Origin of the sequence: Microvirga sp. GCM10011540, from assembly GCF_042650665.1 — a bacterium.
GTDB classification, from domain to species: Bacteria; Pseudomonadota; Alphaproteobacteria; order Rhizobiales; family Beijerinckiaceae; genus Microvirga; species Microvirga lenta.
Genome location: NZ_JBHSBQ010000039.1, coordinates 48,570 through 69,645 on the forward strand (window position 1 = coordinate 48,570; position 21,076 = coordinate 69,645).

At 64.9% G+C, this 21,076-nt stretch carries 19 protein-coding genes; 8 read left to right on the forward strand and 11 right to left on the reverse strand.

The window, feature by feature from the left end:
- Nucleotides 1–25 precede the first annotated feature (25 nt).
- Genes ACFOYU_RS13705 through ACFOYU_RS13735 form a run of 7 tightly spaced genes read right to left on the reverse strand, consistent with a single transcriptional unit; the run spans nt 26 to nt 8,663 of the window.
- Nucleotides 26–1,108 carry an ABC transporter ATP-binding protein gene (locus ACFOYU_RS13705; RefSeq protein WP_377034031.1) on the reverse strand — a complete coding sequence of 361 codons (1,083 nt, stop codon included), beginning with the start codon at nt 1,106–1,108 and terminating at the stop codon, nt 26–28.
- Nucleotides 1,105–2,085 carry an ABC transporter ATP-binding protein gene (locus ACFOYU_RS13710; protein WP_226735992.1) on the reverse strand — a complete coding sequence of 327 codons (981 nt, stop codon included), beginning with the start codon at nt 2,083–2,085 and terminating at the stop codon, nt 1,105–1,107. Before ACFOYU_RS13710 ends, ACFOYU_RS13705 begins: the two co-directional genes overlap by 4 nt.
- A 10-nt stretch (nt 2,086–2,095) precedes the next feature.
- The gene (locus tag ACFOYU_RS13715; RefSeq protein ID WP_377034032.1) at nt 2,096–3,529 is read right to left on the reverse strand and encodes an amidohydrolase family protein; all 1,434 of its coding nucleotides are present in this window, start codon (nt 3,527–3,529) and stop codon (nt 2,096–2,098) included.
- Between the two features lie 23 nt (nt 3,530–3,552).
- On the reverse strand, nt 3,553–5,145 hold the full coding sequence (locus tag ACFOYU_RS13720; protein WP_377034033.1) for an ABC transporter substrate-binding protein: 1,593 nt from the start codon (nt 5,143–5,145) through the stop codon (nt 3,553–3,555).
- Between the two features lie 22 nt (nt 5,146–5,167).
- Nucleotides 5,168–6,067, reverse strand: a complete 900-nt coding sequence (locus ACFOYU_RS13725; protein ID WP_377034034.1) for an ABC transporter permease — start codon at nt 6,065–6,067, stop codon at nt 5,168–5,170.
- Complete coding sequence (locus ACFOYU_RS13730) at nt 6,064–7,005, reverse strand: ABC transporter permease (RefSeq protein ID WP_226736001.1); 942 nt, start codon at nt 7,003–7,005, stop codon at nt 6,064–6,066. Before ACFOYU_RS13730 ends, ACFOYU_RS13725 begins: the two co-directional genes overlap by 4 nt.
- An 11-nt stretch (nt 7,006–7,016) precedes the next feature.
- Complete coding sequence (locus ACFOYU_RS13735) at nt 7,017–8,663, reverse strand: amidohydrolase (RefSeq protein ID WP_377034035.1); 1,647 nt, start codon at nt 8,661–8,663, stop codon at nt 7,017–7,019.
- A gap of 510 nt (nt 8,664–9,173) precedes the next feature.
- Here ACFOYU_RS13735 and ACFOYU_RS13740 point away from each other — a divergent pair.
- A complete protein-coding gene (locus ACFOYU_RS13740) occupies nt 9,174–10,562 on the forward strand; it encodes an FAD-binding oxidoreductase (RefSeq protein ID WP_377034036.1) in 1,389 nt (462 codons plus the stop codon).
- Between the two features lie 6 nt (nt 10,563–10,568).
- On the opposite strand, the gene ACFOYU_RS13745 is transcribed toward ACFOYU_RS13740, so the two are convergent.
- From ACFOYU_RS13745 to gabT, 3 genes are all read right to left on the reverse strand, one after another.
- Entirely contained in the window at nt 10,569–10,889 is a 321-nt protein-coding gene (locus ACFOYU_RS13745; RefSeq protein ID WP_377034037.1) for a cupin domain-containing protein, read from the reverse strand.
- A 61-nt stretch (nt 10,890–10,950) separates the two neighbouring features.
- Complete coding sequence (locus tag ACFOYU_RS13750) at nt 10,951–12,195, reverse strand: Zn-dependent hydrolase (protein WP_226736010.1); 1,245 nt, start codon at nt 12,193–12,195, stop codon at nt 10,951–10,953.
- 46 nt (nt 12,196–12,241) lie between these two features.
- Entirely contained in the window at nt 12,242–13,546 is a 1,305-nt protein-coding gene (gabT, locus tag ACFOYU_RS13755) for a 4-aminobutyrate--2-oxoglutarate transaminase (RefSeq protein ID WP_226736012.1), read from the reverse strand.
- 102 nt (nt 13,547–13,648) lie between these two features.
- Here gabT and ACFOYU_RS13760 point away from each other — a divergent pair, with 102 nt between their 5' ends.
- Both ACFOYU_RS13760 and ACFOYU_RS13765 read left to right on the forward strand, forming a co-directional pair.
- Nucleotides 13,649–14,224 (forward strand): cupin domain-containing protein, encoded by a 576-nt coding sequence (locus tag ACFOYU_RS13760; RefSeq protein ID WP_226736014.1) that lies wholly within the window; start codon nt 13,649–13,651, stop codon nt 14,222–14,224.
- A 92-nt stretch (nt 14,225–14,316) separates the two neighbouring features.
- Complete coding sequence (locus ACFOYU_RS13765; protein WP_377034038.1) at nt 14,317–15,759, forward strand: aldehyde dehydrogenase family protein; 1,443 nt, start codon at nt 14,317–14,319, stop codon at nt 15,757–15,759.
- A gap of 93 nt (nt 15,760–15,852) precedes the next feature.
- Here the strand turns inward: ACFOYU_RS13765 and ACFOYU_RS13770 are convergent, their stop codons facing one another.
- Entirely contained in the window at nt 15,853–16,887 is a 1,035-nt protein-coding gene (locus ACFOYU_RS13770; protein WP_377034039.1) for an aldo/keto reductase, read from the reverse strand.
- Nucleotides 16,888–17,365: 478 nt separating this feature from the next.
- Here ACFOYU_RS13770 and ACFOYU_RS13775 point away from each other — a divergent pair, with 478 nt between their 5' ends.
- The 5 genes from ACFOYU_RS13775 (at nt 17,366) to ACFOYU_RS13795 (ending at nt 20,837) form a co-directional block, all read left to right on the forward strand.
- Complete coding sequence (locus ACFOYU_RS13775; protein ID WP_226736019.1) at nt 17,366–18,106, forward strand: YafY family protein; 741 nt, start codon at nt 17,366–17,368, stop codon at nt 18,104–18,106.
- The gene (locus ACFOYU_RS13780) at nt 18,103–18,750 is read left to right on the forward strand and encodes a glutathione S-transferase family protein (RefSeq protein ID WP_377034040.1); all 648 of its coding nucleotides are present in this window, start codon (nt 18,103–18,105) and stop codon (nt 18,748–18,750) included. Before ACFOYU_RS13775 ends, ACFOYU_RS13780 begins: the two co-directional genes overlap by 4 nt.
- 187 nt (nt 18,751–18,937) lie before the next feature.
- Nucleotides 18,938–19,405: an Rrf2 family transcriptional regulator gene (locus tag ACFOYU_RS13785; RefSeq protein ID WP_377034041.1), complete on the forward strand. Its 468-nt coding sequence runs from the start codon at nt 18,938–18,940 to the stop codon at nt 19,403–19,405.
- Nucleotides 19,395–20,072: a class I SAM-dependent methyltransferase gene (locus tag ACFOYU_RS13790; RefSeq protein ID WP_377034042.1), complete on the forward strand. Its 678-nt coding sequence runs from the start codon at nt 19,395–19,397 to the stop codon at nt 20,070–20,072. Before ACFOYU_RS13785 ends, ACFOYU_RS13790 begins: the two co-directional genes overlap by 11 nt.
- Before the next feature lie 498 nt (nt 20,073–20,570).
- Nucleotides 20,571–20,837 (forward strand): hypothetical protein, encoded by a 267-nt coding sequence (locus ACFOYU_RS13795; protein ID WP_377034043.1) that lies wholly within the window; start codon nt 20,571–20,573, stop codon nt 20,835–20,837.
- Nucleotides 20,838–21,076: the final 239 nt, after the last annotated feature.

Sequence of the window (21,076 nt, forward strand, 5' to 3'; positions counted from 1 at the left end):
TGAGCGTTCCTTGAAGGTCTTTTCGTTATGCGCTGACTGTTGCAAGCGCCGCCTTGTGGCGGGCATAGAGCGCCAGCCGCTCCTGCAGGCGCGGGTGGATGCCCTCTCCATTCCGGAAGCGGTCGAAGGCGGGGACGCTCTCGGCGAAATGGCAGGCCGCCCGATGGCCGGCGCCGATCTCCCGAAGAGCCGGAACCTCGGAGCGGCAGCGCTCCTGTGCCAGCGGACACCGGGTGTGGAACCGGCATCCGGATGGCGGATTGAGCGGGCTCGGGAGGTCGCCGCCCAGGCTCTTCATCGCCGTGCGGCGGGACGGATCAGGCTCCGGCGCAGCCGCCAGCAGGGCCTGCGTATAGGGATGGCGCGGGTTGTCGTAGAGGCTCTTCTTGTCGGCGATCTCGACGATCTGCCCGAGATACATCACGGCAACACGGTCGGACACATGCTTCACGACCGCGAGGCCGTGAGAGATGAAGAGATAGGTGAGGCCGAACTCCTTCTGGAGATCCTTCAGGAGATTCACGATCTGAGCCTGGATCGACACGTCGAGGGCCGAAACCGGCTCGTCGCACACCACCAGACGGGGCGAGACGGACAGCGCCCGGGCGATGCCGATGCGCTGCCGCTGGCCGCCCGAGAATTCGTGCGGATAACGGTCTGCATGGTAGGGCGCCAGATCGACGAGGCGCAGGAGCTCGCGCACCCGGTCCCGGCGAGAGGCCCTGTCACCTACATTGTGAACGACCATCGGCTCGGCGATGATCTCCTCGACCGTCATGCGCGGGTTGAGGCTCGAATACGGATCCTGGAAGATGATCTGCATGTCGCGGCGCAGGCGCCGCATGTCCTGCCGGGTGGCCTTGGTGATGTCCTGCCCGTCGTAACGGATCGTTCCGGACGTGGACTCGATCAGGCGCATCGCAAGTCGCGCGGTCGTCGACTTTCCGCACCCGCTTTCGCCCACGACGGCGAGCGTCTCGCCGGGCATCAGCTGGAAGCTCACCCCATCGACCGCACGGACGGTGCCGACCTCCTTCTGGACGATGAGGCCCTTCTTGACCGGGTAGAGCTTGCGGACGTCCTCCAGCTCGAGAAGCGGCTTCGTCATACGTGTTCCTCCAGCGGGGCTTTCCAGCAGGCGACGGCATGAGCGTCGGTCAGGGCCGCGAGGGCGGGCTGCTCGACGCGGCATTCGCTGCCGACGAAGGGGCAGCGCGGATTGAAGCGGCAGCCTGGCGGCAGCCTGAAGGGCGGCGGTACGACGCCGGAGATGGCGACGAGGCGATCCACGTCCTCCTCCATCCGCGGCATGGAGCCCATGAGGCCGATCGTGTAGGGGTGCTGCGGATCCTGGAACACCCGGCTGACCGGCGCCCTCTCCACGACCTTCCCCGCATACATGACGGCCACTTCGTCGGCGACCTGCGCGACGACGCCGAGATCGTGGGTGATCAGGATGATCGCCATGCCGGTTTCGGCCTGAAGCTCCCGCAGCAGCTCCAGAATCTGCGCCTGGATTGTGACGTCGAGGGCTGTCGTCGGCTCGTCCGCAATGAGGAGATCCGGCTTGCAGGCCAGGGCCATCGCGATCATCACGCGCTGGCGCATGCCGCCCGAAAGCTGGTGCGGATACTCGTCGAACCGGCGCTCGGGCGACGGGATGCGCACCTTGCGAAGGGCCTCGATCGCCTCCTCCTTCAGGCGAGCGGCCGTTTCCTTGCGGTGCGCCCGCAGTGCCTCGACGATCTGGAACCCGACGGTATGAACCGGGTTGAGGCTCGTCATCGGCTCCTGGAAGATCATCGAGATGCGGTTTCCGCGCAGGTCTCGCATCTTCGACGGCGGCAGCTTCGTCAGATCCGTTCCGCGGAACATCACCTGCCCTTCGGCAATGCGCCCGGGCGGCGGGACGAGGCCCATGACGGAGAGAGACAGCATGCTCTTGCCGCTGCCGCTCTCGCCGACGATGCCGAGCGTCGTGCCCCTTTTGACGGACAGCGAGATGCCGTCCACGGCGCGGATCGCCCCGTTTCGGGTATTGAAGGCTGTGACAAGACCGCGGATGTCGAGGATGGTTTCGGACATGCCGTCTCCGTTACGCGAGCGGGAAGGTCAGAGGCGAATAGGCGCTGACCGGGCGGTTGGCATAATCGCGGGACGGAGCAAGCTCCTCCGTCCACCTTTGGGCCTCGCTCAGGCGCAGGGCGGCCTCTTCGTAATCGAAGGTCAGGACCCGGCCTTCCTCGACGACCTTCCGGCCATCGACGAACACCGTATCGACCGCGCGTTCGGCCGCCGCGTAGATGAGGCTCCGGACAGGATCGCGGACCGGCTGCATCATGGGATGCGTGACGTCGACCAGCACCAGATCGGCCTTGCAGCCCGGCGCAAGGCGGCCGATGTCGTCGCGCAGCAGGGCTCGTGCGCCGCCCACGGTCGCAGCTTCGAACAGATCGGTGGTCGTGAGGGTCCGGGGGCTTTCCGCCATTAATCTCGCCACATAGGCCACGTGGCGCATCTCTTCGAGCATGTTGTGCGGATACGTGTCGGTCCCGAGCCCGATATTGACCCCCGCCCGGCGATAGCGCCCGAAATCCTTCAAGGCGATCCCACGCCTCATGAAGACCGTCGGGCAATGGGCCACCGAGGTTCCGGATTCGGCCAGAATGGTGAGGTCCTTCCGGCTGTGCCAGCCGGTGCGCGAATAGTCGTCGAGAAAGATGCCATGGCCGACGATGCTGGTATCGCCCAGCACGCCGAGGCTTTCGAGCCACTGGATCGGGCTCAGTCCATGGCGACGGGTGATCTCATGGAACTCGACCGTGGACTGCGCCGCATGGATCTGCCACGGCAGCCCCCGCCGCTTTGCTTCGGCGTGACTGTCGCGGATCAGGTCGGGCGTGCAGGTATCGATCTGGGACGGGCTGACCATTCCGGAAAGACGGCCGCTCGGATGGGCCTGCGCCTTCTCGATCAGGTCGAGGGCCTGTTCCATCGCCTTCTCGCCGGCTTTCTCGTCCCACTCGTACTCCACGACGTGGCCGTTGCGGGTGCCCCAGCTGGCGGAGCGGAACATGGGCGACATGCAGACGCGCAAGCCGCTCTGGGCTGCAAGGTCGAACCAGTCCGGATGGGCGCCGGACATGTCGGTCAGGGTCGTCACGCCGGACAGGAGAAGCTCCGAATAGGCGACCCGCACACAGTCCGCGACCGCTTCCGGCTCCGGGCGCAGGATCGTCATGTACTCGTAGAGCGACGAGTTGTAGAGCGCGGGCGAACCGAGCTCGTCTAGGAACCCCTTGTTCAGAGGCTCGCTTGCGGGATGGGAGTGGATGTTGACGAGGCCGGGCATGACCATGCGCCCGGCCCCGTCGATGGTTTCGTCGGCGGGGCCTTGATAACCCCGTCCGACGAAGACGATCTCACCGTTCTCGAATGCGACGTCGCCCCCTTGGATGTAGGTATGCCTGTTATGTTCGGCGTCCCATCCAACCACGAAGGACGCATTCTTGATCACGGTGACGGTCATGGATGTCGCTCCGACTCTCGCGTTCAGCGCTTCAGCTTGATGTCGAGGCCCTTGTAGAGCCCTGCTCCATACACGCCGTGCGGCCGAGCCCCTTCGACGCGTTCACCGGTGACCAGCCACATCGGCTCGGACACCAGCGGCACCCAGACGCTCGCTTCGGTGAGCTGCTGCTGAACGGCGGCATTGGCGCCCTTGCGCGTCGCATCGTCCGTCGCGGTCGTGGCGGTGGCGAGAAGCTGATCGGTCTTCTCGTTCTTCCAGTTCATCCGGTTCGGCGTCGGCGTCTGCGTGCTGCGGAAATAGAGGTTGAGAGCCTCGTTCGCCGTCACGTAGGGATACGACATGTAGAAGGCGTCGAATTCCTGCGTCGCGAGCTTGCCCCAGCCGACCGTGGCGTCCCAGAGCTGGATCTTCATGTCGATGCCGATTTTCCGCAGATCCGCCTGCATGGCCTCGGAGATGCGGGGATTCACGGCATTGCGCAGTCCGTAGACCGTGAACGTCGCCTTCTGGCCGTCCTTCTCGCGAACGCCATCGGACCCGACCTTCCAGCCTGCCTCGTCGAGGAGCTTCGCGGCTGCGGCAGGATCGAATTTCGGCATCATGGAGGCGGACTTCGGGTCGAAGTCCAGAACGGTCGGGTTCAGGAGCGACTGCATCGGCGCGCCCTTGCCGAAATACACGGCCTTGGCGATGGCATCCTTGTTGGTCGCCATGTTGACGGCCCGGCGGATCGCCTCGTCCTTCACCACCGGCTTATCCACCTTGAAGCCCATGAAGGCGTCGTAGATGTAGTTCTTCTGCTGCTGCACCTTCATGCCAGGGATGCGGGAGATCGTGTCGATGGCGATGTAGGGCATGTAGTAGGTGGCATCCGCCTGCTTGGCCTGCATGGCGGCCATCAGCGTGTTCTGCTCGGGGATGACGCGCCACACGATCTGCTCGACCTGCGGCTTCGGATCCTTGTAGATCTCCGGTCCCCATGTGTAGTGGGGATTCTTCTTCATCACGAAGTCCTGGCGCGGCGTCCAGCTGACCCAGCAATAGGGACCGGTGGCGTTGAAGCCCTGCACGCCGAAATTCTCGCCGAGCTGCTCCACGCTCGCCTTGTCGACGACGGAGGCGAAGGAAAGGCCGAGCTGGAACAGCAGGTCGGCGTAGGGTTCCTTCAGCTCATAGACGACGGTGTAGTCGTCGGTGGCCTTGATGTCCTTGACGGGACCGCCGCGGAAGGAGACTGGCGACTTGGAAGCGGGATCGGTCCAGCGCTTGAGGGAGTAGACGACGTCCTCCGCCTTCATCGGGCGGCCGTCGCAGAACTTCACATCCTCGCGGAGCTTGAAGGTATAGGTCTTTCCGTCCTCGGAGACCTCCCAGGACTTCGCCAGGAGCGGCTTGATCGTCTGCATGTCGAAATCGATGCTGACCAGCGTATCGGCGAGCATGTAGACGATCTCCGCCGCGGCCGTCGCGGTGGAGCGGATCGGATCGTATTTGTCGGCGTCGATGACGCGCAGGACCGTGAGCGTGTTGGCCTGCTGGGCCACGGCCGGCAGGGAGCCGACCGTGAGAGCGGCCGCACCGGCGATGAGCATGGATTTCAAGGCTTTAGACATTCTCTGGTTCTCCTCTGGCAGTTTATTTGTTGAGCTTCGGGTCGAGTGCGTCCCGAAGCGCGTCACCAAGAACATTGAACGCAAGCACGATGATGAAGATGAGCAGACTCGGCAGAACCGAGACATGCGGCGCGAAGAACAGGAAGTTCCGCCCATCCGCCGCCATGGCGCCGAGTTCCGCGGTCGGCGGCTGCGCACCCAGGCCGATGAACGACAGCGCGGCTCCGAGAAGGATCACCTGGCCGAAGCGCAGCGTGACGAACACGAAGATCGCCGAGAGGCAGTTCGGCAGGAGGTGCTTCAGGATGAGACGCCTGTCGCTCATGCCGAGAGCGCGAGCACCCTCGATGTAGTCCTGCTGCATGACGACGATTGCGGCGCCGCGAACCACGCGGGCCATCAGCGGCACCGTCGCGATGGACAATGCGATGATGACGGCCGTGAGGCCGGGCCCGAAGATCGCCGCGATGGCGAGCCCGAAGAGAATGGCCGGAAAGGACAGCAGCACGTCCATCAGGCGCATCAGGAGGCCCGACAGGCGCGAATAATAGGCGGCGGCGAAGCCGATGACGGCCCCGATGCCGCAGCCGATGAACACCGCCGCGAACCCGATCATGAGCGTCGTCCGCAGCCCATAGAGAAGGCGGGTGATCATGTCGCGGCCCTGGCCGTCGGTTCCGAGCAGGGCAAGCTCGCCCGGCGGCTGCAGAGTGAGCGCGAGGTCGCCGCCATAGGGATCGCCCGGCGCCAGCCACGGCGCGAAAAGCGCCGCGAGCAGGATGGCCGCCACCGTCATCAGAGCCACGCATGCACTCGGCTCGCGCAGCAGGAGAAGGAGAACCGACGGACGACGGACGATCCGGTCGGCTTCTGGCTGCTGCACGCCAACGGGACTTTGTGGGATCACGACGCTGTCGCTCATGCGCCCCTCACTCTCGGATCAAGCACTGCGTAAAGGACGTCCACGGCCAGGTTCACGAGAATGAAGCCGAGCGAAAGGACGATGATGGTCCCCTGCGCCATCGGCAGGTCGCTGGACAGGATCGCTCCCACCGCGAGCCGGCCGATTCCCGGCCAGCTGAACACGGTTTCCGTCACCACCGCGCCGCCGAGCAGGAAGCCGATCTGGAGGCCGATGAGGGTCACCACCGGCACGAGGGCATTGCGCAGGGCATGACGGGTCACCACGGTGCGCTCCGGAAGGCCCTTGGCCCGGGCAGTGCGGACGTGATCCGCCCCCAGCACGTCGAGAACGGAGGAGCGCGTCATGCGGGCCACCGGCCCCACGAAGACGCCGCCGAGGGTGATCGCCGGCATGATCACCGCCTTGAACCCTTCCCAGGTCCAGATCGGTCCGGGCCGCCCGGTGAAGGGCAGGATCTGATACTGGAATCCGAGGAACCAGATCAGGATCAGGCCCAGGAAGAAGACCGGGATCGACACGCCCGCCACGGAGGCCGCCATGATGATCCGGTCGAGGAACGTGCCCCGGTAGTAGGCCCCGACCGTTCCCATGACGATGCCGAGCGGAATGGCCCAGATCAGGGAGGCGAGCATCAGCTCGAGCGTCGGGCCGATGGTCGCGCCGAGCTCCTGCGTGACGGGAACGTTGTTGATGATCGACACGCCGAGATCACCCTGGAGCAGACGTCCCATATAGATGAAGAACTGTTTCCAGAGCGGCTCGTTGAGGCCGAGTTCTTGACGGATCGCTTCGATCACCTCCATGCTTGCGGTCGGACCCGCCCGGACGATGGCCGGGTCCGTCGGCACCACCTGCATGAGGAAGAAGCCGAGCAGAAGAACCCCGAAGAGAACGGGCACCGCGAGGAGCAATCGCTCGAGCGTATGGCGCAGCATGTAAGACCGTCCTATTCTGCAGCGGTGGCGAGTTGACCCTCACGGTCGTAGACCACCTTGCCGGCAAGGATGGTCATGTCGCACCGGACATCCTTCTCGACCGTCGCCGGATCGACCGCGAAGATGTCATGCGACAGGATGGCGATGTCGGCGAGCTGCCCCGGGATCAGCCGTCCCACATCCTCCTCCGCGAATTGCGTGTAGGCGCCGCAATAGGTGTAGGCGTGGACGGCCTCCTCCATCGTCAGCTTTTCGGCGCCGCCGATTTCCGTGTGGCGCTTCGTCTGGCGCGTCACCATGGTGAAGAGGTTCTGGAACGGATTGGTGGCGCAGACCGGCGCATCCGAGCTCGCGGCCGGATGAAGGCCGGCGTCGAGCCACTTCTTCATGGGATAGGCGGCGCTTGCGCGCTCCTCGCCCAGATTGTGCACGTAGAGATCGCCGAACTCGTACATGAAGAGAGGCTGAGGCACGGGATCGATCCCCGCCGCCGCCATGCGGGCCAGCTGTCCGTCCGTGAGGAAGCCGCAATGCTCGATCCGGTGACGGCGCCCGGCGACGGGCTGCTCCGGCGTTCCTGCCTTCTCGATGCCGGTGAGGACCTGTTCGATCGCCGCGTCGCCGATGGCATGGATCGCGAGCTGGTATCCGAGCTTGTGGTAATGGGCGAGATAGCCGTGCATCTCGGCATCGGTGTAGCAGAAGATGCCCCGGTTCTCCGGATCCCCGACGACGTACGGCTCGCTCATGGCGGCGGTCAGACCGCCGGCGCTGCCGTCGCCGAAAACCTTCATGGCGCCGTAGCGCAGAAGGCCGATCTCACGGCCGAAGCGGTAGCCGGCGGCGTGAGCCTCGTCGCCGATTCCGTCCGCATTGCCGTAGATGCAGACCCATGTGCGCACGGGCAGCCGCCCGTCGCGGGCCGCCTCCTCGTAGGCCGCAAGCTCGTCCATTCCGGCCAGCATGCCCACGGCGGCATCCATGACGCTCGTGAAGCCCTGCGAGAGCATGTAGTCCCCTGCCCGCTCCGCGGCAGCGATCAGTTCTTCCCTGGAAGGCTTCGGCATCGCGTTCACGACGAGACGCAGGGCAAGCTCGGCCAGGAGCCCGGTGAGCTTGTTGTCGCGGCGCTCGATCAGTCCGCCATCGGGGCTCGGCGTGTTGTGGCCGATCCCGGCCTCGCGCATCGCCAGCGTGTTGACGACGCCCACATGCCCGCAGGTGCGCTTGATGTAGACCGGGTTGTTCGGCGCGACGCGGTCAAGCTCTTCGGCGGTCGGATGGCGCCCCTCGGCCAGTTCGTTGTGGTCGTATCCGCGGCCGGTGATCCATGCGCCCGGAGGCTTCGACTTCGCCGCCTCGCCGACCCGGCGCAGAAGCTCGTCCATGCTCGTCACGCCTTCCTCCGGGCGGAGGTTCACCTCCAGCATGCCGAGCCCGAGCGGGATGAGATGCATGTGCGCATCGTTGAGACCGGGAATGGCCACGCGTCCGTCAAGGTCGATCGTCCGGGTCGAGGGGCCGCGCAGGGCTTCCACATCTGCCGCGCTGCCCGCGGCAAGGACCCGATCGCCCCCGATGGCGAGCGCTTCGACGAATCCCTCCCTGAGGCCAGAGAAGATTTTGCCCCCAGAGATGATCGCATCAGCCTTCTGCATTTTCCCTCTCCCGTGTCGCAGATCCCCAGTGGTGGAGCATCTCTGCGGTAATCGTGTTCCGTTGCCGATGAAGCGATAGGTTGGCGCCTGCCGCGTGTGAGTGCCGCGAGCGGCGCGCCGAACCCGAAATTCAAGCCGTCTGTGTGCGAAGTCTCAGCGGGGCAGAGCCATGGTGCGTTGCGTGAGCGGCCGGGAATGGCACGCTTGTTTCAAGGTCAGGGACTCGCCCGATCATGAAGCCCATTGAAATCTTCCCGCCTTATTCGGATTATTGTGTTCCCTAACGTAAGACTTGCTCAAGATTCTGAGCAAGGCAATCAACCCAAGGTGGCAAGACCGGGTATAGGTGGCGATTTTTTGCTCAACGGCGATATAGAAATTTCGCCAAATGCTTGCGGAGGAGGCATCCGGACGCTGGCAGTGCGTCGTATTGCCGATGTATAGAATTTTAAGCACGTATAGCCTGTCTCTCAGGCGCACCCTCACAACGCATCCCAGGAGCAGACATCCATGACCGCGGTTCTCGACGCATTGCGCGAAGCGCTGGGGGCAGAATGCGTCAGAACCGGAGCCGACATTCCCCGGAAGAATTTCGGCGATGCGAGCGGCGCGACAATGCGCGCACCTCTCGTCCTGGTTCTCCCGCGCTCGACGGAGGACGTGTCGCGCTGCCTGGAGATCTGCCATGCCCACGGCCAAAGGGTCGTGACCCAAGGCGGCATGACCGGATTGGCCGGCGGCGCCAATCCACAGGAGAACGAGATCGCGCTCTCGCTCGAGCGGTTGGTCGGAGTGGAGGAGATCGACCGCGACAGCGCCACGCTGACCGCACTCGCCGGCACACCCCTCGCCGTCATCCAGTCCGCCGCCGAGGAAGCGGGGTTTCTGTGCGGAATCGATCTCGGCGCACGCGGCACGTGCACCATCGGCGGCAACGTGGCGACCAATGCCGGCGGCAACCAGGTTCTGCGCTATGGAATGACACGCCGGAACGTGCTGGGCCTCGAAACCGTGCTGCCCGATGGGCGCGTGCTTCGCTCGCTCAACAAGATGATGAAGAACAATGCCGGCTACGATTGGACGCAGCTGTTCATCGGCAGCGAAGGCACGTTCGGCGTCGTCACCCGCGTCGTGCTTGCGCTGCACCCGCGCCCGCAAGGGCTCGCATCGGCCCTCTGCGCGGTCGGCAGCTTCACGGATGCACTCGCGGTGCTGCGCCGGCTCGACAGCCGCTTCCCGGGCCGCCTCCTGGTGTTCGAGGCCATGTGGCGCGAGTACATGGATATCGCCATCGACCGCTCGGGCCTCACGCAGCCCTTCGCCGACCGACACGAGATCACGCTGCTGATCGAGGCCGCCATGGGCGCGGATCCGGGAGCCGAGGACGCGTTCGCCGAGGCTCTCTCGGAGTTCATCGAAGAAGGCATCGTCACCGATGCCGCTATCGCGCAGTCGGGGAACGACCGCAGGCGGTTCTGGGCCTATCGCGAGGCCAATTACGAGTTCGACCGCGTTCTCCCGAAAGGCTCCCATTTCGACGTCAGCATCCCCCTCTCCAGGATGGCGGAGGCTGTGGATCTTCTGCGCCTGCGCAGTCGCGCCCGCTGGCCCCACTCCGTGCTCATCGTGTTCGGTCATGTGGCGGACAGCAACATTCACCTCTCCCTCTGCGACGAGAGCTATGATGAGATCGTGGGCCAGGAGATGAACGCGGTCGTCTACGGCGTCGTGTCCGAAGTCGGCGGCACGATCTCGGCCGAGCATGGGATCGGCGTTCTCAAACGCCCTTATCTCTCCATGAGCCGCACCGCGCCCGAACTCGACCTGATGAGAACGCTCAAGGACGCGCTCGACCCCAAGGGAATTCTCAATCCGGGCCGCGTCCTCGCCCCGGCGTGAGCTGCGTCACCCCAGATTCGAGAAGGCTTCGGGACGCTTGATCTCGATTTCGATGAACGCGATCGGATGATCCGAGCCGTTCATGACGTCGTGCTCGATCCCCGATTTGCGCGAATAGGCCTGCCCGGCCACGAGGGGCACATCGGTGACATTGTCCCCGTTGTGAATGCGCAGAGTGCCGTCGACCAGCATCACCACGAAATAAGGCCATTCGTGGCGATGCCATCCCGTCACCGCGCCGGGGGCGAAATCCCACCGCGTGATCCGAACGTCCGAATCGTCCTGCTGGACCGTCGGAACGGCCGGAACGGTGCATTTGAAGCTCATGCCCCCTCTCCTTCTTGCTTACTGCTCATGGCGATCTGCCTCACGAGGCTGCCGGTCGGGTTCAACGGTCGGCGCGCGCGACGAGAGCGTGCAGCAGGACGTTGGCGCCCGGCGCAATATCCTCCGGCGCGGCGAATTCCGCATTGTTGTGGGTGATGCCATCGCGGCACGGGGTGAAGATCATCGCGGTCGGGCAGATCCCTGCAAGGAAGTATGCATCGTGTCCAGCTTGGCTGGGCAGGTCCCTGTGGGAGTAGCCCAAGGCTCCCGCATGAGAACGGATCGAGCCGACGAGATCGCGGTCGAAGATCGAGCCGCCCCAGGTCCAGCGATCCACAATTTTAGCATCGCAGCCCGCGCGGCGACCGGCGGCCTCGATCGTGCCGACGACCTTGTCGGCCATGCTGTCGGCCTTGGCCGGGTCGTCATGGCGCACGTCGCAGACCGCCTGGGACCAGTCGGAGAGAATGCCTGCCTTGTTGGGCCAGGCGACGAGCCGGGCCGCCGTGGCTTTTCCGCCGCTGGACGCGTATTCCCAGCCGATGTCGTCCACGCCCACGAGGAGCCGCGCGGCGGCCACCAGGGCGTTGCGCCGCTTCTCCATCGGCCAGGGCCCCGTATGGGCCGTTTCCCCATGAAACTCGACGAGGAATCCGTGCGAGCGGTAGGCGTGGGTGACGATGCCGACCTGTACCTTCTCCGCGTCGAGCACGGGTCCCTGCTCGATGTGGAGTTCGAAATAGGCATCCGGGATGCGCCCACCCGCGGGCACTGACCCGCGATAGCCGATGCGCTGAAGCTCGCCGCCGAATGTCGTCCCGTCATCCGCCTGCCGATCGTACGCCCAGTCCACCGGGTAGGCGCCGGCAAAGCAGCCCGAGGCCAGCATGGGCGGCGAAAACCGCCCTCCCTCCTCGTTCGTCCAGTTCACGATCTCGATCGGGCGTCGGGTCACATGCCCAAGATCGTTGAGCGTGCGGACCACCTCGAGAGCCCCGAGGACGCCGAGGATCCCGTCGAAGCGTCCTCCGTTGGCCTGCGTGTCGAGGTGGCTTCCCACCAGCACCGGCGGAAGATCGTCCTCCCGACCGGCGCGGCGGCCGAAGATGTTGCCGACTTCATCGATGGAAACGGCGAGACCCGCCTCCCGGCACCACCCGACGAAGAGATCGCGCATCTCGCGATCCGCATCGCTCAAGGCGAGCCTGGACAAACCGCCTTCCCGCCCGATCCCGATTCCGGCAGACCGGTCGATATCGGCGAGAAGGCGGTTCAGGTCGATCCGCGCATCCGGAGAGAACGTCATGGGCGGCCTCCCTGGCGGGGAGCCCGCCAATAGCCTGCGCTGTCGATCAGGCTGCGGTGGTGAGAGCGGAGCCGACGACCTCGCCGAGCGCCTCCTCCAGGATGTCCAATCCCTCGCGGGCCTGCTCGAGCGGAATCGTGAGAGGCGTGAGGATGCGGATGATGTTGGCATCCACGCCGCAGGAGAGAAGGATCAGCCCCTTCTCCTGCGCCCTCGCCACGAGCGCCGAGGTCAGTGCGGCATCCGGCTCGCGCGTGTGACGGTCCTTCACCAGCTCGATGGCAATCATGGCGCCCAGGTTGCGGACGTCGCCGATGCAGGAGAACTCGTTGCGCCGAGAAAGGGCATCGAACCGCTCGCGGAAGAGATCGCCGAGTTCGAGGGCGCGGTCACACAGCTTCTCGCGCTCGATCACGTCGAGCACCGCATGGGCGGCGGCAATGCCGATCGGGGAGCCGCCATAGGTTCCGCCGAGGCCGCCGGGCCCGGCAGCGTCCATCAGCTCCGCGCGCCCCGTCACGGCGGCGAGCGGAAAGCCGCCGCCCAGGCCCTTCGCCATGGTGACGAGGTCCGGCACGACATCGGAATGCTCGATCGCGAACATCTTGCCGGTGCGGGCGATGCCGGTCTGGATTTCATCGGCGATCAGGAGAATGCCATGCTGATCGCAGATCGCACGCAGGCCGCGCAGGAATTCCGGAGGCGCGATGTAGAAGCCGCCTTCCCCCTGAACCGGCTCGACGATGAAGGCCGCGACGCGGGTGGGATCCACGTCGGACAGGAACAGATCCCTTACGCCGGCCAAGGCCCGCTCGACATCGACGCCATGGTAGGTCTTCGGATAGGGCGCGTGATAGACCTCGGCCGGGAACGGTCCGAAGCCCTTCTTGTAGGGAACGACCTTGCCGGTGAGGGCCATGCCCATCATCGTGCGGCCGTGAAAGCCCCCGCTGAAGGCCACGATGGCGGACCGGCCGGTGGCGCTGCGGGCGATCTTGACCGCATTCTCCACGGCCTCCGCGCCGGTGGTGGCGAGCATCGTCTTCTTCTCGAAGCTGCCGGGCGTCATCGCGTTCAGCCGCTCGGCGAGGCCGATATAGCTCTCGTAAGGGGCCACGTGGAAGCAGGTGTGGGTGAAGGCCTCCGTCTGGGCCCGCACCGCGGCCATCACGTCGGGATGCCGGTGGCCGGTGTTCAGAACCGCAATGCCCGCCGCGAAGTCGATGTAGCGCTTGCCGTTCACGTCCCACAGCTCGGCGTTCTCGGCCCGCGCGACGTAGAGGTCCTTCGTCGCGATGCCGCGGGGCACGGCGGCTTTGTGGCGGGCCCCGAGGGTGGATGTTGCGCTCATCAGGAGACTCCCGGTATTCACTGAGCAAATCGTCGTGGAATGATCGCAGCTTTGCTTAAAATTTTGAGCATGGCAAGATGGCCAGAGCAACTCGGAGGGCCGATGGATTTTGATGTTGGAGCGAGGCTGAAGGAGATCCGGATCGCCGCCGGTCTGTCGCAGCGCGATCTCGCGGTCCGCGCCGGCGTGACTCACGGCCTGATCTCCATGATCGAGCAGAACCGGAACAGCCCCTCCGTGGCCTCCTTGAGAAAGATCCTCGGCGGCGTCTCCATGACGATGGCCGACTTCTTCCAGGAGACGGCGCGGGAGAAGCACAAGGTGTTCTACGGGCCCGACGAGCTGATCGATCTCACGTCGAAGCTCGGGAGCTTCAACGGCAAGAAGAACAAGCGCATGACCCTCCGCCAGGTCGGAAACGCGCGGGAGCATGGGCTTCAGATCCTCCACGAGCGCTACGAGCCCGGCGCCGATACGGGGCCGACCATGCTGGAGCATGCCTCCCACGAGGGCGGCATCGTCATCTCGGGCGAACTCGAGGTCACGGTCGGGGATCAGGTCCAGGTCCTTCGCGCCGGCGATGCCTATCTTTTCGACAGCCGCATCCCGCACCGTTTCCGCAATCTCGGGTCCGAGATCTGCGAGGTCGTCAGCGCCTGCACGCCTCCCTACCTCTGAGTGCCGCCAATTCGGGCTGGCCCTGGATAGAATTTTGAGCATGATGGGAGGAACCATCCCATCGTGAAGGCCAGCGCGGAGGCAGCAGTTCCATGGACGAATACTTGTCTTTCTATATCGATGGACAATGGGTGAGGCCGGAGGGCCGCCCCACCCTCGATGTCATCAATCCCGCCACCGAGGAGGCCTTCGCCCGGATCGCCCTCGGCACGGCGCAGGACGTCGACAGCGCCGTCGCTGCCGCGCAGCGCGCCTTCGCATCCTATTCCCGGACCAGCCGCCAGGAGCGTGTCGAACTGCTCGAAGCCGTCCTCGCCGTCTATATCAGGCGCGCCGACGAGATGGCCGACGCCATCTCGAAGGAGATGGGCGCTCCCCTCGGGTTTGCGCGGGAGGCCCAGGTCGGCGCCGGACAAGGGCACATCGCGCAGGGAATCGCGGTGCTCAAGACGCTGGAATTCGAGGAGGTGATCGACAACACCCTCGTGGTGCGCGAGCCCATCGGCGTGGTCGGGCTGATCACTCCCTGGAACTGGCCGATGAATCAGGTCACCTGCAAGGTGGTGCCGGCGCTCGCCACGGGCTGCACCATGGTGCTGAAACCCAGCGAGATCGCACCGGTCTCGTCGATGCTGTTCGCGGAGATCCTGCACGAGGCCGGAGTGCCGGCGGGCGTGTTCAACCTCGTCAACGGCGACGGACCGACGGTCGGCGCGGCGATCTCGAGCCATCCCGACATCGACATGGTGTCCTTCACCGGCTCCACCCGCGCGGGCATCCTCGTCGCTAAGGCGGCGGCCGACACGGTGAAGCGCGTCCACCAGGAGCTCGGCGGCAAGTCGCCCAACATCATCCTCGACGATGCCGATTTCGAAGCGGCGATCACCCACGGCGCCCGCGCCTGCTTCGGCAACAGCGGCCAGTCCTGCAACGCTCCGACGCGCCTGCTCGTGCCGCGCAGCCGCCAGGCGGAAGCCATTGCCATCGCCAAGCGGATCGCGGAGGCGACCGTCGCAGGAGATCCGCGGGCGCCCGGCACCACCATCGGGCCGGTCGTCAGCCAAACCCAGTTCGAGAAGATCCAGTCGCTTCTTGAGAAAGGCACGCAGGAAGGCGCCACCCTCGTGGCCGGCGGCCCCGGGCGGCCCGACGGCCTCGACAAAGGCTACTACATCCGCCCCACGGTCTTCGCCGATGTCACGAACGACATGACGATTGCCCGCGAGGAGATCTTCGGGCCCGTTCTCGCCATCATCCCCTATGACAGCGAGGAAGAGGCCGTCGCGATTGCCAACGACACGGTCTACGGCCTGTCGAGCTACGTCACCTCGGCGGACCCGGAGCGCGCCCGCAAGCTTGCCCGCCGCATCCGCGCCGGCATGGTGCACATCAACGGCGCCGGCGGCGACCTGGCTGCGCCGTTCGGCGGCTACAAGCAGTCGGGCAACGGCCGCGAATGGGGCCGCTACGGCTTCGAGGACTACCTCGAGGTCAAGTCCATGTTCGGCTATCAGAGCGCCGGACAGGCGGCCTGAGCCCAGACGCCGGATCGATAAAGGTCAGGCCGGCCGGGAGCAATCTTCCGGCCGGCCTTTCTCTTGGCCCGGAGGACTAAAGTCTTTGAACTTTCAGTGCCGGTTGGGCTGGGCAACGCCTGCGGGCCGGTCGGAGAGCGGTTCATCCGACGGGGTCGGAACGTCGGCGGGGATCAGTTCTTCCCGCTTCAACTCCTCCCAGAGACCATGTGGTATCTGCGCGGCCATCAGCCGGGCATTCTCGCGCACCTTATCCGCATGCTTGGCGCCGGGGATGATGGCGGCGACCACAGGATGCGCAGCGCAGAACCGAAGCGCGGCCGACCGCAGATCGACGCCATGGCGGGCACAGACCTCCGCCAGCCGATCGCGCTTCCGGACCATCTCGGCCGGTGCCTCCCGGTATTCGAAGTTCCGCCCTCCCGCGAGCAGACCGGAGTTATAGGGCCCGCCGACAACCACGTGCACGCCGCGCTCCGCACACATCGGAAAAAGCCGGTCCAGGGCCGGCTGGTTGAGGAGACTGTAGCGTCCAGCTAGAAGGAACACGTCAGGGTCCGACATCTCGAGGGCCCGTTCGCACGGTTCGGTCAGATTGACCCCCATGCCCCATCCCTTGATGACGCCCTCGTCGCGGAGGCGAATGAAGGCCTTGGCAGCGCCGTTCATCGCCACCTCGAACAACTCCTCCCACGCGCTGCCATGGTGGTCGGCGGCCAGGTCGTGAATGTAGACTATGTCGATCTGCGCAAGGCCGAGACGCTGATAGCTGTCCTCGACCGAGCGCATCGTCCCGTCATAGGTGTAATCGTATTCGCCCCGGAACGGCAGTCCCTTGACGAAGGGCGGGTTCTCGGGCGCACGGGGATCGGGATGCATGATCCGGCCGACCTTCGTCGACAGGACGAACTCCTCGCGAGGATAGCGGCGCAGCACATTGCCGAAGCGGTGCTCGGACAGGCCGCTGCCGTAATGCGGCGCGGTGTCGAAGTGGCGCACTCCCGTGTCCCAGGCGGCGACGAGTGCGGCTTCCGCCGCTTCCTCAGACACCTCATCGAACATGTTGCCGAGCGGGGCCCCACCGAAGCCGAGGGGGCCAGGAGGCGCAAAGTGAGACTGGGACATCATCTTCCTTCCGATCCAAGACAGGGGCGACGGTACGAACCAAATTAGCGCACCCGTTCGCGTGAACGACCGAATTCGGCACAAAAGCGCAAATTTCAGAAATGTCCGCCCGTACCGAGAGCGGTCGTTCCGCCCAAGGGCCAGTCCGGTGAGGTGGCTTCGCTCAAGTGGGCAGGGCGAGGCGACGCAGGTCCGCGGGCACGTGCAGCGTGCAGGTCTCCTGGAGCGCCCATTGCTCCCAGCCGGTCGCCAACACGAAGCGGATGTTGCTGTCCAGCATTTCGAGGATCGATCGATCTCAGATCATATCGGGTGCCCGGCAGCATGAGGCAGAAGGGGCGCAACAGGCTGATGGATGGCATTCGTCAGTGCGCAGACGCCTTCATGCCGTTTCCGCAACAATCTCCCACGCTCCATTCACCCACGGCGTATCCCGATCCTGCTGTCATAATCCGTCAGCATCCCGTGCTAAGGTCGGTGCATGTCACGCGCCGAACGCCTCTTCGATCTCTTGCAGATTCTCCGCCGTCACCGCCGCCCGGTGAGCGGAGCGGTGCTGGCGCGGGAGGCGGGGATTTCGCTGCGCACGCTCTACCGGGACATCGCCACGCTCCAGGCCATGGGCGCGCAGATCGAGGGTGAGCCGGGGCTCGGCTATGTGCTGAAACCCGGCTTCCTGCTCCCTCCCCTGATGTTCTCCCCCCAGGAGATCGAGGCGCTGGCGCTCGGCCTCCAATGGGTCGGGCGGCGCACCGACGAGGAGATGGGACAGGCGGCCCGCAACGCTATGGCCAAAATCGCGGCGGTTCTTCCCGCCGATCTGCGCGAGCGCATGGAGGACGACGCCATGGTCGTGGGTGACGGCTGGGATCGGCCGCAGGTGGTCGATCTCGCGCTTCTGCGGCGCGCTCTGAACGAGGGACGAACGCTCGCCCTCACCTACACCGACGAGAAAGGCGCGCGCTCCGAGCGGATCGTCTGGCCCGTGTCGCTCGGCTTCTTCGAATCGACCCGCGTGCTGGTGGCCTGGTGCGAGCTGCGTGAGGGCTTCCGGCATTTCCGCGCCGACCGGATCGAGGCGGCGGAGATCCTGCCCGCGCGCATGCCCCGGCCGCGCCGGCAGCTCATGAAGGAATGGCGGCAAACGCTGCTGTCAGAATCTGACAGTGGCGTGCGCTATCACGTCTCCCGTTCACACCACACCAGGGAGACACCCCCATGAGCCAGGACACCAAGGCCGCAGACCTCGTCTTCTATACCAATCCGCAATCGCGCGGGAACATCGTGCACTGGATGCTGGAGGAGATCGGCCGTCCCTACACCCTCGAGGTGCTGGATTTCACCACCACGATGAAGGCGCCGGAGTACCTCGCCGTCAATCCCATGGGCAAGGTGCCGGCGATCCGGCACGGCGGGACCATCGTGACGGAGGCCGCCGCCATCTGCGCCTATCTGGCCGACGCCTTCCCCGAGGCGGGCCTCGCGCCGGAGCCAAAACATCGTGGGGATTACTACCGTTGGCTCTTCTTCACCGCCGCTTGCCTGGAGCCTGCCGCCTCCAACCACGCGTCCGGCTGGAATCCGTCGCCCGATCAGGAAATGAGCTTCGGCTACGGCTCCTATGCCCGCGTACTCGACACGCTCTCCGCCTGGCTCGAGCGACGCACCTATGTGGCGGGCGACCGCTTCACGGCCGCCGATGTCTTCCTCGCGAGCCACCTGCAATGGGGCATGATGACGGGCCTGATCGAGAAGCGTCCTGTGTTCCAGGCGTATAGCGAGCGACATGCCAATCGCCCTGCCGCAAAGCGGGCAGACGAACAAGCCGAGAAGTTGACGGCACAGCAGGCCTGGAAGGCGGCGTGAGGGCCACCCCTCACTGAAGCTTCAGGGTCGGAACCCACACGAGCCGGAAGTGGAGCACCTGAACGTCTCCCGGGGGCAGGCAGCGATGATCGCCTGCCCTTCGTGAACGTCCGGAGCTCCTCTCCAGAGCGAGCGGCACGGCCCTGCTGGGTTGACACTCCGCATATCATGCAACATCAATAGTTACATGAAACGCGATAGCCGCCTCTCCGGCATCCTGCACGTCCTCCTCCACATGGCCGAGGAGAAGGATCCCGTCACATCGGAGCACCTCGCCAAGGCGATGCGGACCAACCCTGTCGTCATTCGGCGCATCATGGCCGGACTGCGCCAGGAGGGTTTCGTTCGCTCCGAGAAAGGGCATGGCGGCGGCTGGAGGATCGCCCGTGATCTTTCGACGGTGACGCTCCGCGACATCTACGAAGCGATTGGCTCGCCCGACATCTTCGCCATCGGGAACAGAACGGAAGCGCCGGGCTGTCTTGTGGAGCAGTCGGTGAATGCAGCGATGGACGATGCCTTCGACAAGGCGGAAACCTTGCTACTCGAACGGTTCGGAAAGGTCACGCTGGCCGCGCTCAGCGCGGACTTTCATGCCCGCATGACCCAGCGGGCCAATCAATGCGAATTCGAGGATCGGACTCATGTATCATGATGCGTTCTCTGATACCCAGGCAGTTGCACGCTATGCCGAAGGGCCGCCACGGGTGGTGCCCGGCTTTGCCGATATGCAACGAATGGCCATGATTCTCCTCGCCGAACGTGCCCCGGATGATGCGCAGGTGCTCGTCCTCGGCGCTGGAGGCGGCCTCGAAATCAAGGCGTTCGCCGAAGTTCAGCCTGGCTGGTCATTCGTTGGGATAGATCCGTCCGCTGCGATGCTGGGCCTGGCGCGGGTGACCCTCGGCAACATCGCGGGGCGTGCGCAATTGCACCAAGGGCTCATCGGCGGCGCGCCGGAAGGCCCGTTCGATGCCGGGACCTGCATTCTGACCCTGCACTTCATAGAGCGCGAGGAGCGCCTGCGAACGCTCAAGGAGGTGCGGCGGCGCTTGAGACCCGGCGCGCCCTTCGTGGTCGCCCACTTCAGCTTCCCGCAGGGAGCTCACGAACGCGACCACTGGCTCACGCGATATGCCGCCTTCGCGATCGCTTCCGGCATCGAGCCTTCCATGGCGAAGAATGCGCAAGCTGGGATCAGCGCCCGCTTGCCGATCCTTGCGCCTGAGGACGACGAGCAACTCCTGCGGGATGCCGGGTTCGATGGGATCAGCCTTTTCTACATGGGCTTCGCGTTCCGCGGCTGGGTCGCTTACGCCTGATCGCTGCTTCCGCTTGGGGTCGAACCTTCATGTTCCGACGGCCAAAGGAATCTCGGCTCCACGGCACCGGAGTGGTATTTGGGTTACGGACTGATCGGTCCAGCATAATCCTGTTGCAGGCACCCCTATGCCCTCCGGACGGGGCAATCCGGCTGAAGGTCGCCTGCGGGTCAGGGACAGCCCTTGAGCGCAGCTGCGATAAAGTCCGCTCAGCGCAGCTCATAAGCCATTGAAAAGATTGGTGGGCCCGGCAGGACTCGAACCTGCAACCAGACCGTTATGAGCGCCTTGCTCTGTCACTCACCTCAAGCAAAACAAAGGCTTTTCGGCGGGATCGCTGCCGAAGGTCTCACTTTGTTCCGCGGAATGATTGCCGTAATGATTGCCGTAGACCCGATGGCACCGCTAACCGTCTGTTCACGGCAATCCATTGATTTTGCTCAGCCATTCTAGCTGCCGTGAACCCTCTCTTCACTCCTCTCATGCCATACCCTCGGCATGTCCTACTCGCGCGACACCACCGCCATTTCCGAGATCACTGCCCAGCCTGTGAACACCTGGTCTGAGGAATGGCAGCACGAATGTGAGGCCCGCACCGTTCTCGCCATGTCCAAGGCCGAACGGGACGCTTTCTTCAACGGATCTGTCGATGAGGACGGTAAGCGGAAGGAGCGCGGCATCATCGCCATCCGTGGGCAGGCGGCAGCCGAAAAGCTCCGGCGCTACATGGAGCGGATCTTGGAAGCCCGAGCGGCCAAAAGGTAGAACCCGACCAAGTTCAGAGTTGAGGACCATCGAAGCTCTAAGCTTGGCCGGGACTATCGGTGCAGGGAGGCCCACCGATACTGAGCATGTAGAGTACCCTGCGCGAGTTCCCAGGGCTCTTGAGCGCCCCCGAACCAGATGGCACGAGTGGCGTTAACCTTTCCCTGAGGTGATGCCATGACCGAGCTCAAAGACCACCTCCGCCGCCGAAACATAGCTGAGCTACCGACAATCGTGGG

What these genes read in the sequence shown, in the direction of transcription:
- ACFOYU_RS13720 (WP_377034033.1), bottom strand. Translation starts at nt 5,145, where the DNA reads ATGTCTAAAGCCTTGAAATCCATGCTCATCGCCGGTGCGGCCGCTCTC.
- ACFOYU_RS13740 (WP_377034036.1), top strand. Translation starts at nt 9,174, where the DNA reads ATGACCGCGGTTCTCGACGCATTGCGCGAAGCGCTGGGGGCAGAATGC.
- ACFOYU_RS13770 (WP_377034039.1), bottom strand. Translation starts at nt 16,887, where the DNA reads ATGATGTCCCAGTCTCACTTTGCGCCTCCTGGCCCCCTCGGCTTCGGT.
- ACFOYU_RS13715 (WP_377034032.1), bottom strand. Translation starts at nt 3,529, where the DNA reads ATGACCGTCACCGTGATCAAGAATGCGTCCTTCGTGGTTGGATGGGAC.
- gabT (WP_226736012.1), bottom strand. Translation starts at nt 13,546, where the DNA reads ATGAGCGCAACATCCACCCTCGGGGCCCGCCACAAAGCCGCCGTGCCC.
- ACFOYU_RS13735 (WP_377034035.1), bottom strand. Translation starts at nt 8,663, where the DNA reads ATGCAGAAGGCTGATGCGATCATCTCTGGGGGCAAAATCTTCTCTGGC.
- ACFOYU_RS13710 (WP_226735992.1), bottom strand. Translation starts at nt 2,085, where the DNA reads ATGTCCGAAACCATCCTCGACATCCGCGGTCTTGTCACAGCCTTCAAT.
- ACFOYU_RS13795 (WP_377034043.1), top strand. Translation starts at nt 20,571, where the DNA reads ATGTCCTACTCGCGCGACACCACCGCCATTTCCGAGATCACTGCCCAG.
- ACFOYU_RS13760 (WP_226736014.1), top strand. Translation starts at nt 13,649, where the DNA reads ATGGATTTTGATGTTGGAGCGAGGCTGAAGGAGATCCGGATCGCCGCC.
- ACFOYU_RS13745 (WP_377034037.1), bottom strand. Translation starts at nt 10,889, where the DNA reads ATGAGCTTCAAATGCACCGTTCCGGCCGTTCCGACGGTCCAGCAGGAC.
- ACFOYU_RS13765 (WP_377034038.1), top strand. Translation starts at nt 14,317, where the DNA reads ATGGACGAATACTTGTCTTTCTATATCGATGGACAATGGGTGAGGCCG.
- ACFOYU_RS13775 (WP_226736019.1), top strand. Translation starts at nt 17,366, where the DNA reads ATGTCACGCGCCGAACGCCTCTTCGATCTCTTGCAGATTCTCCGCCGT.
- ACFOYU_RS13725 (WP_377034034.1), bottom strand. Translation starts at nt 6,067, where the DNA reads ATGAGCGACAGCGTCGTGATCCCACAAAGTCCCGTTGGCGTGCAGCAG.
- ACFOYU_RS13750 (WP_226736010.1), bottom strand. Translation starts at nt 12,195, where the DNA reads ATGACGTTCTCTCCGGATGCGCGGATCGACCTGAACCGCCTTCTCGCC.
- ACFOYU_RS13780 (WP_377034040.1), top strand. Translation starts at nt 18,103, where the DNA reads ATGAGCCAGGACACCAAGGCCGCAGACCTCGTCTTCTATACCAATCCG.
- ACFOYU_RS13705 (WP_377034031.1), bottom strand. Translation starts at nt 1,108, where the DNA reads ATGACGAAGCCGCTTCTCGAGCTGGAGGACGTCCGCAAGCTCTACCCG.
- ACFOYU_RS13790 (WP_377034042.1), top strand. Translation starts at nt 19,395, where the DNA reads ATGTATCATGATGCGTTCTCTGATACCCAGGCAGTTGCACGCTATGCC.
- ACFOYU_RS13730 (WP_226736001.1), bottom strand. Translation starts at nt 7,005, where the DNA reads ATGCTGCGCCATACGCTCGAGCGATTGCTCCTCGCGGTGCCCGTTCTC.
- ACFOYU_RS13785 (WP_377034041.1), top strand. Translation starts at nt 18,938, where the DNA reads ATGAAACGCGATAGCCGCCTCTCCGGCATCCTGCACGTCCTCCTCCAC.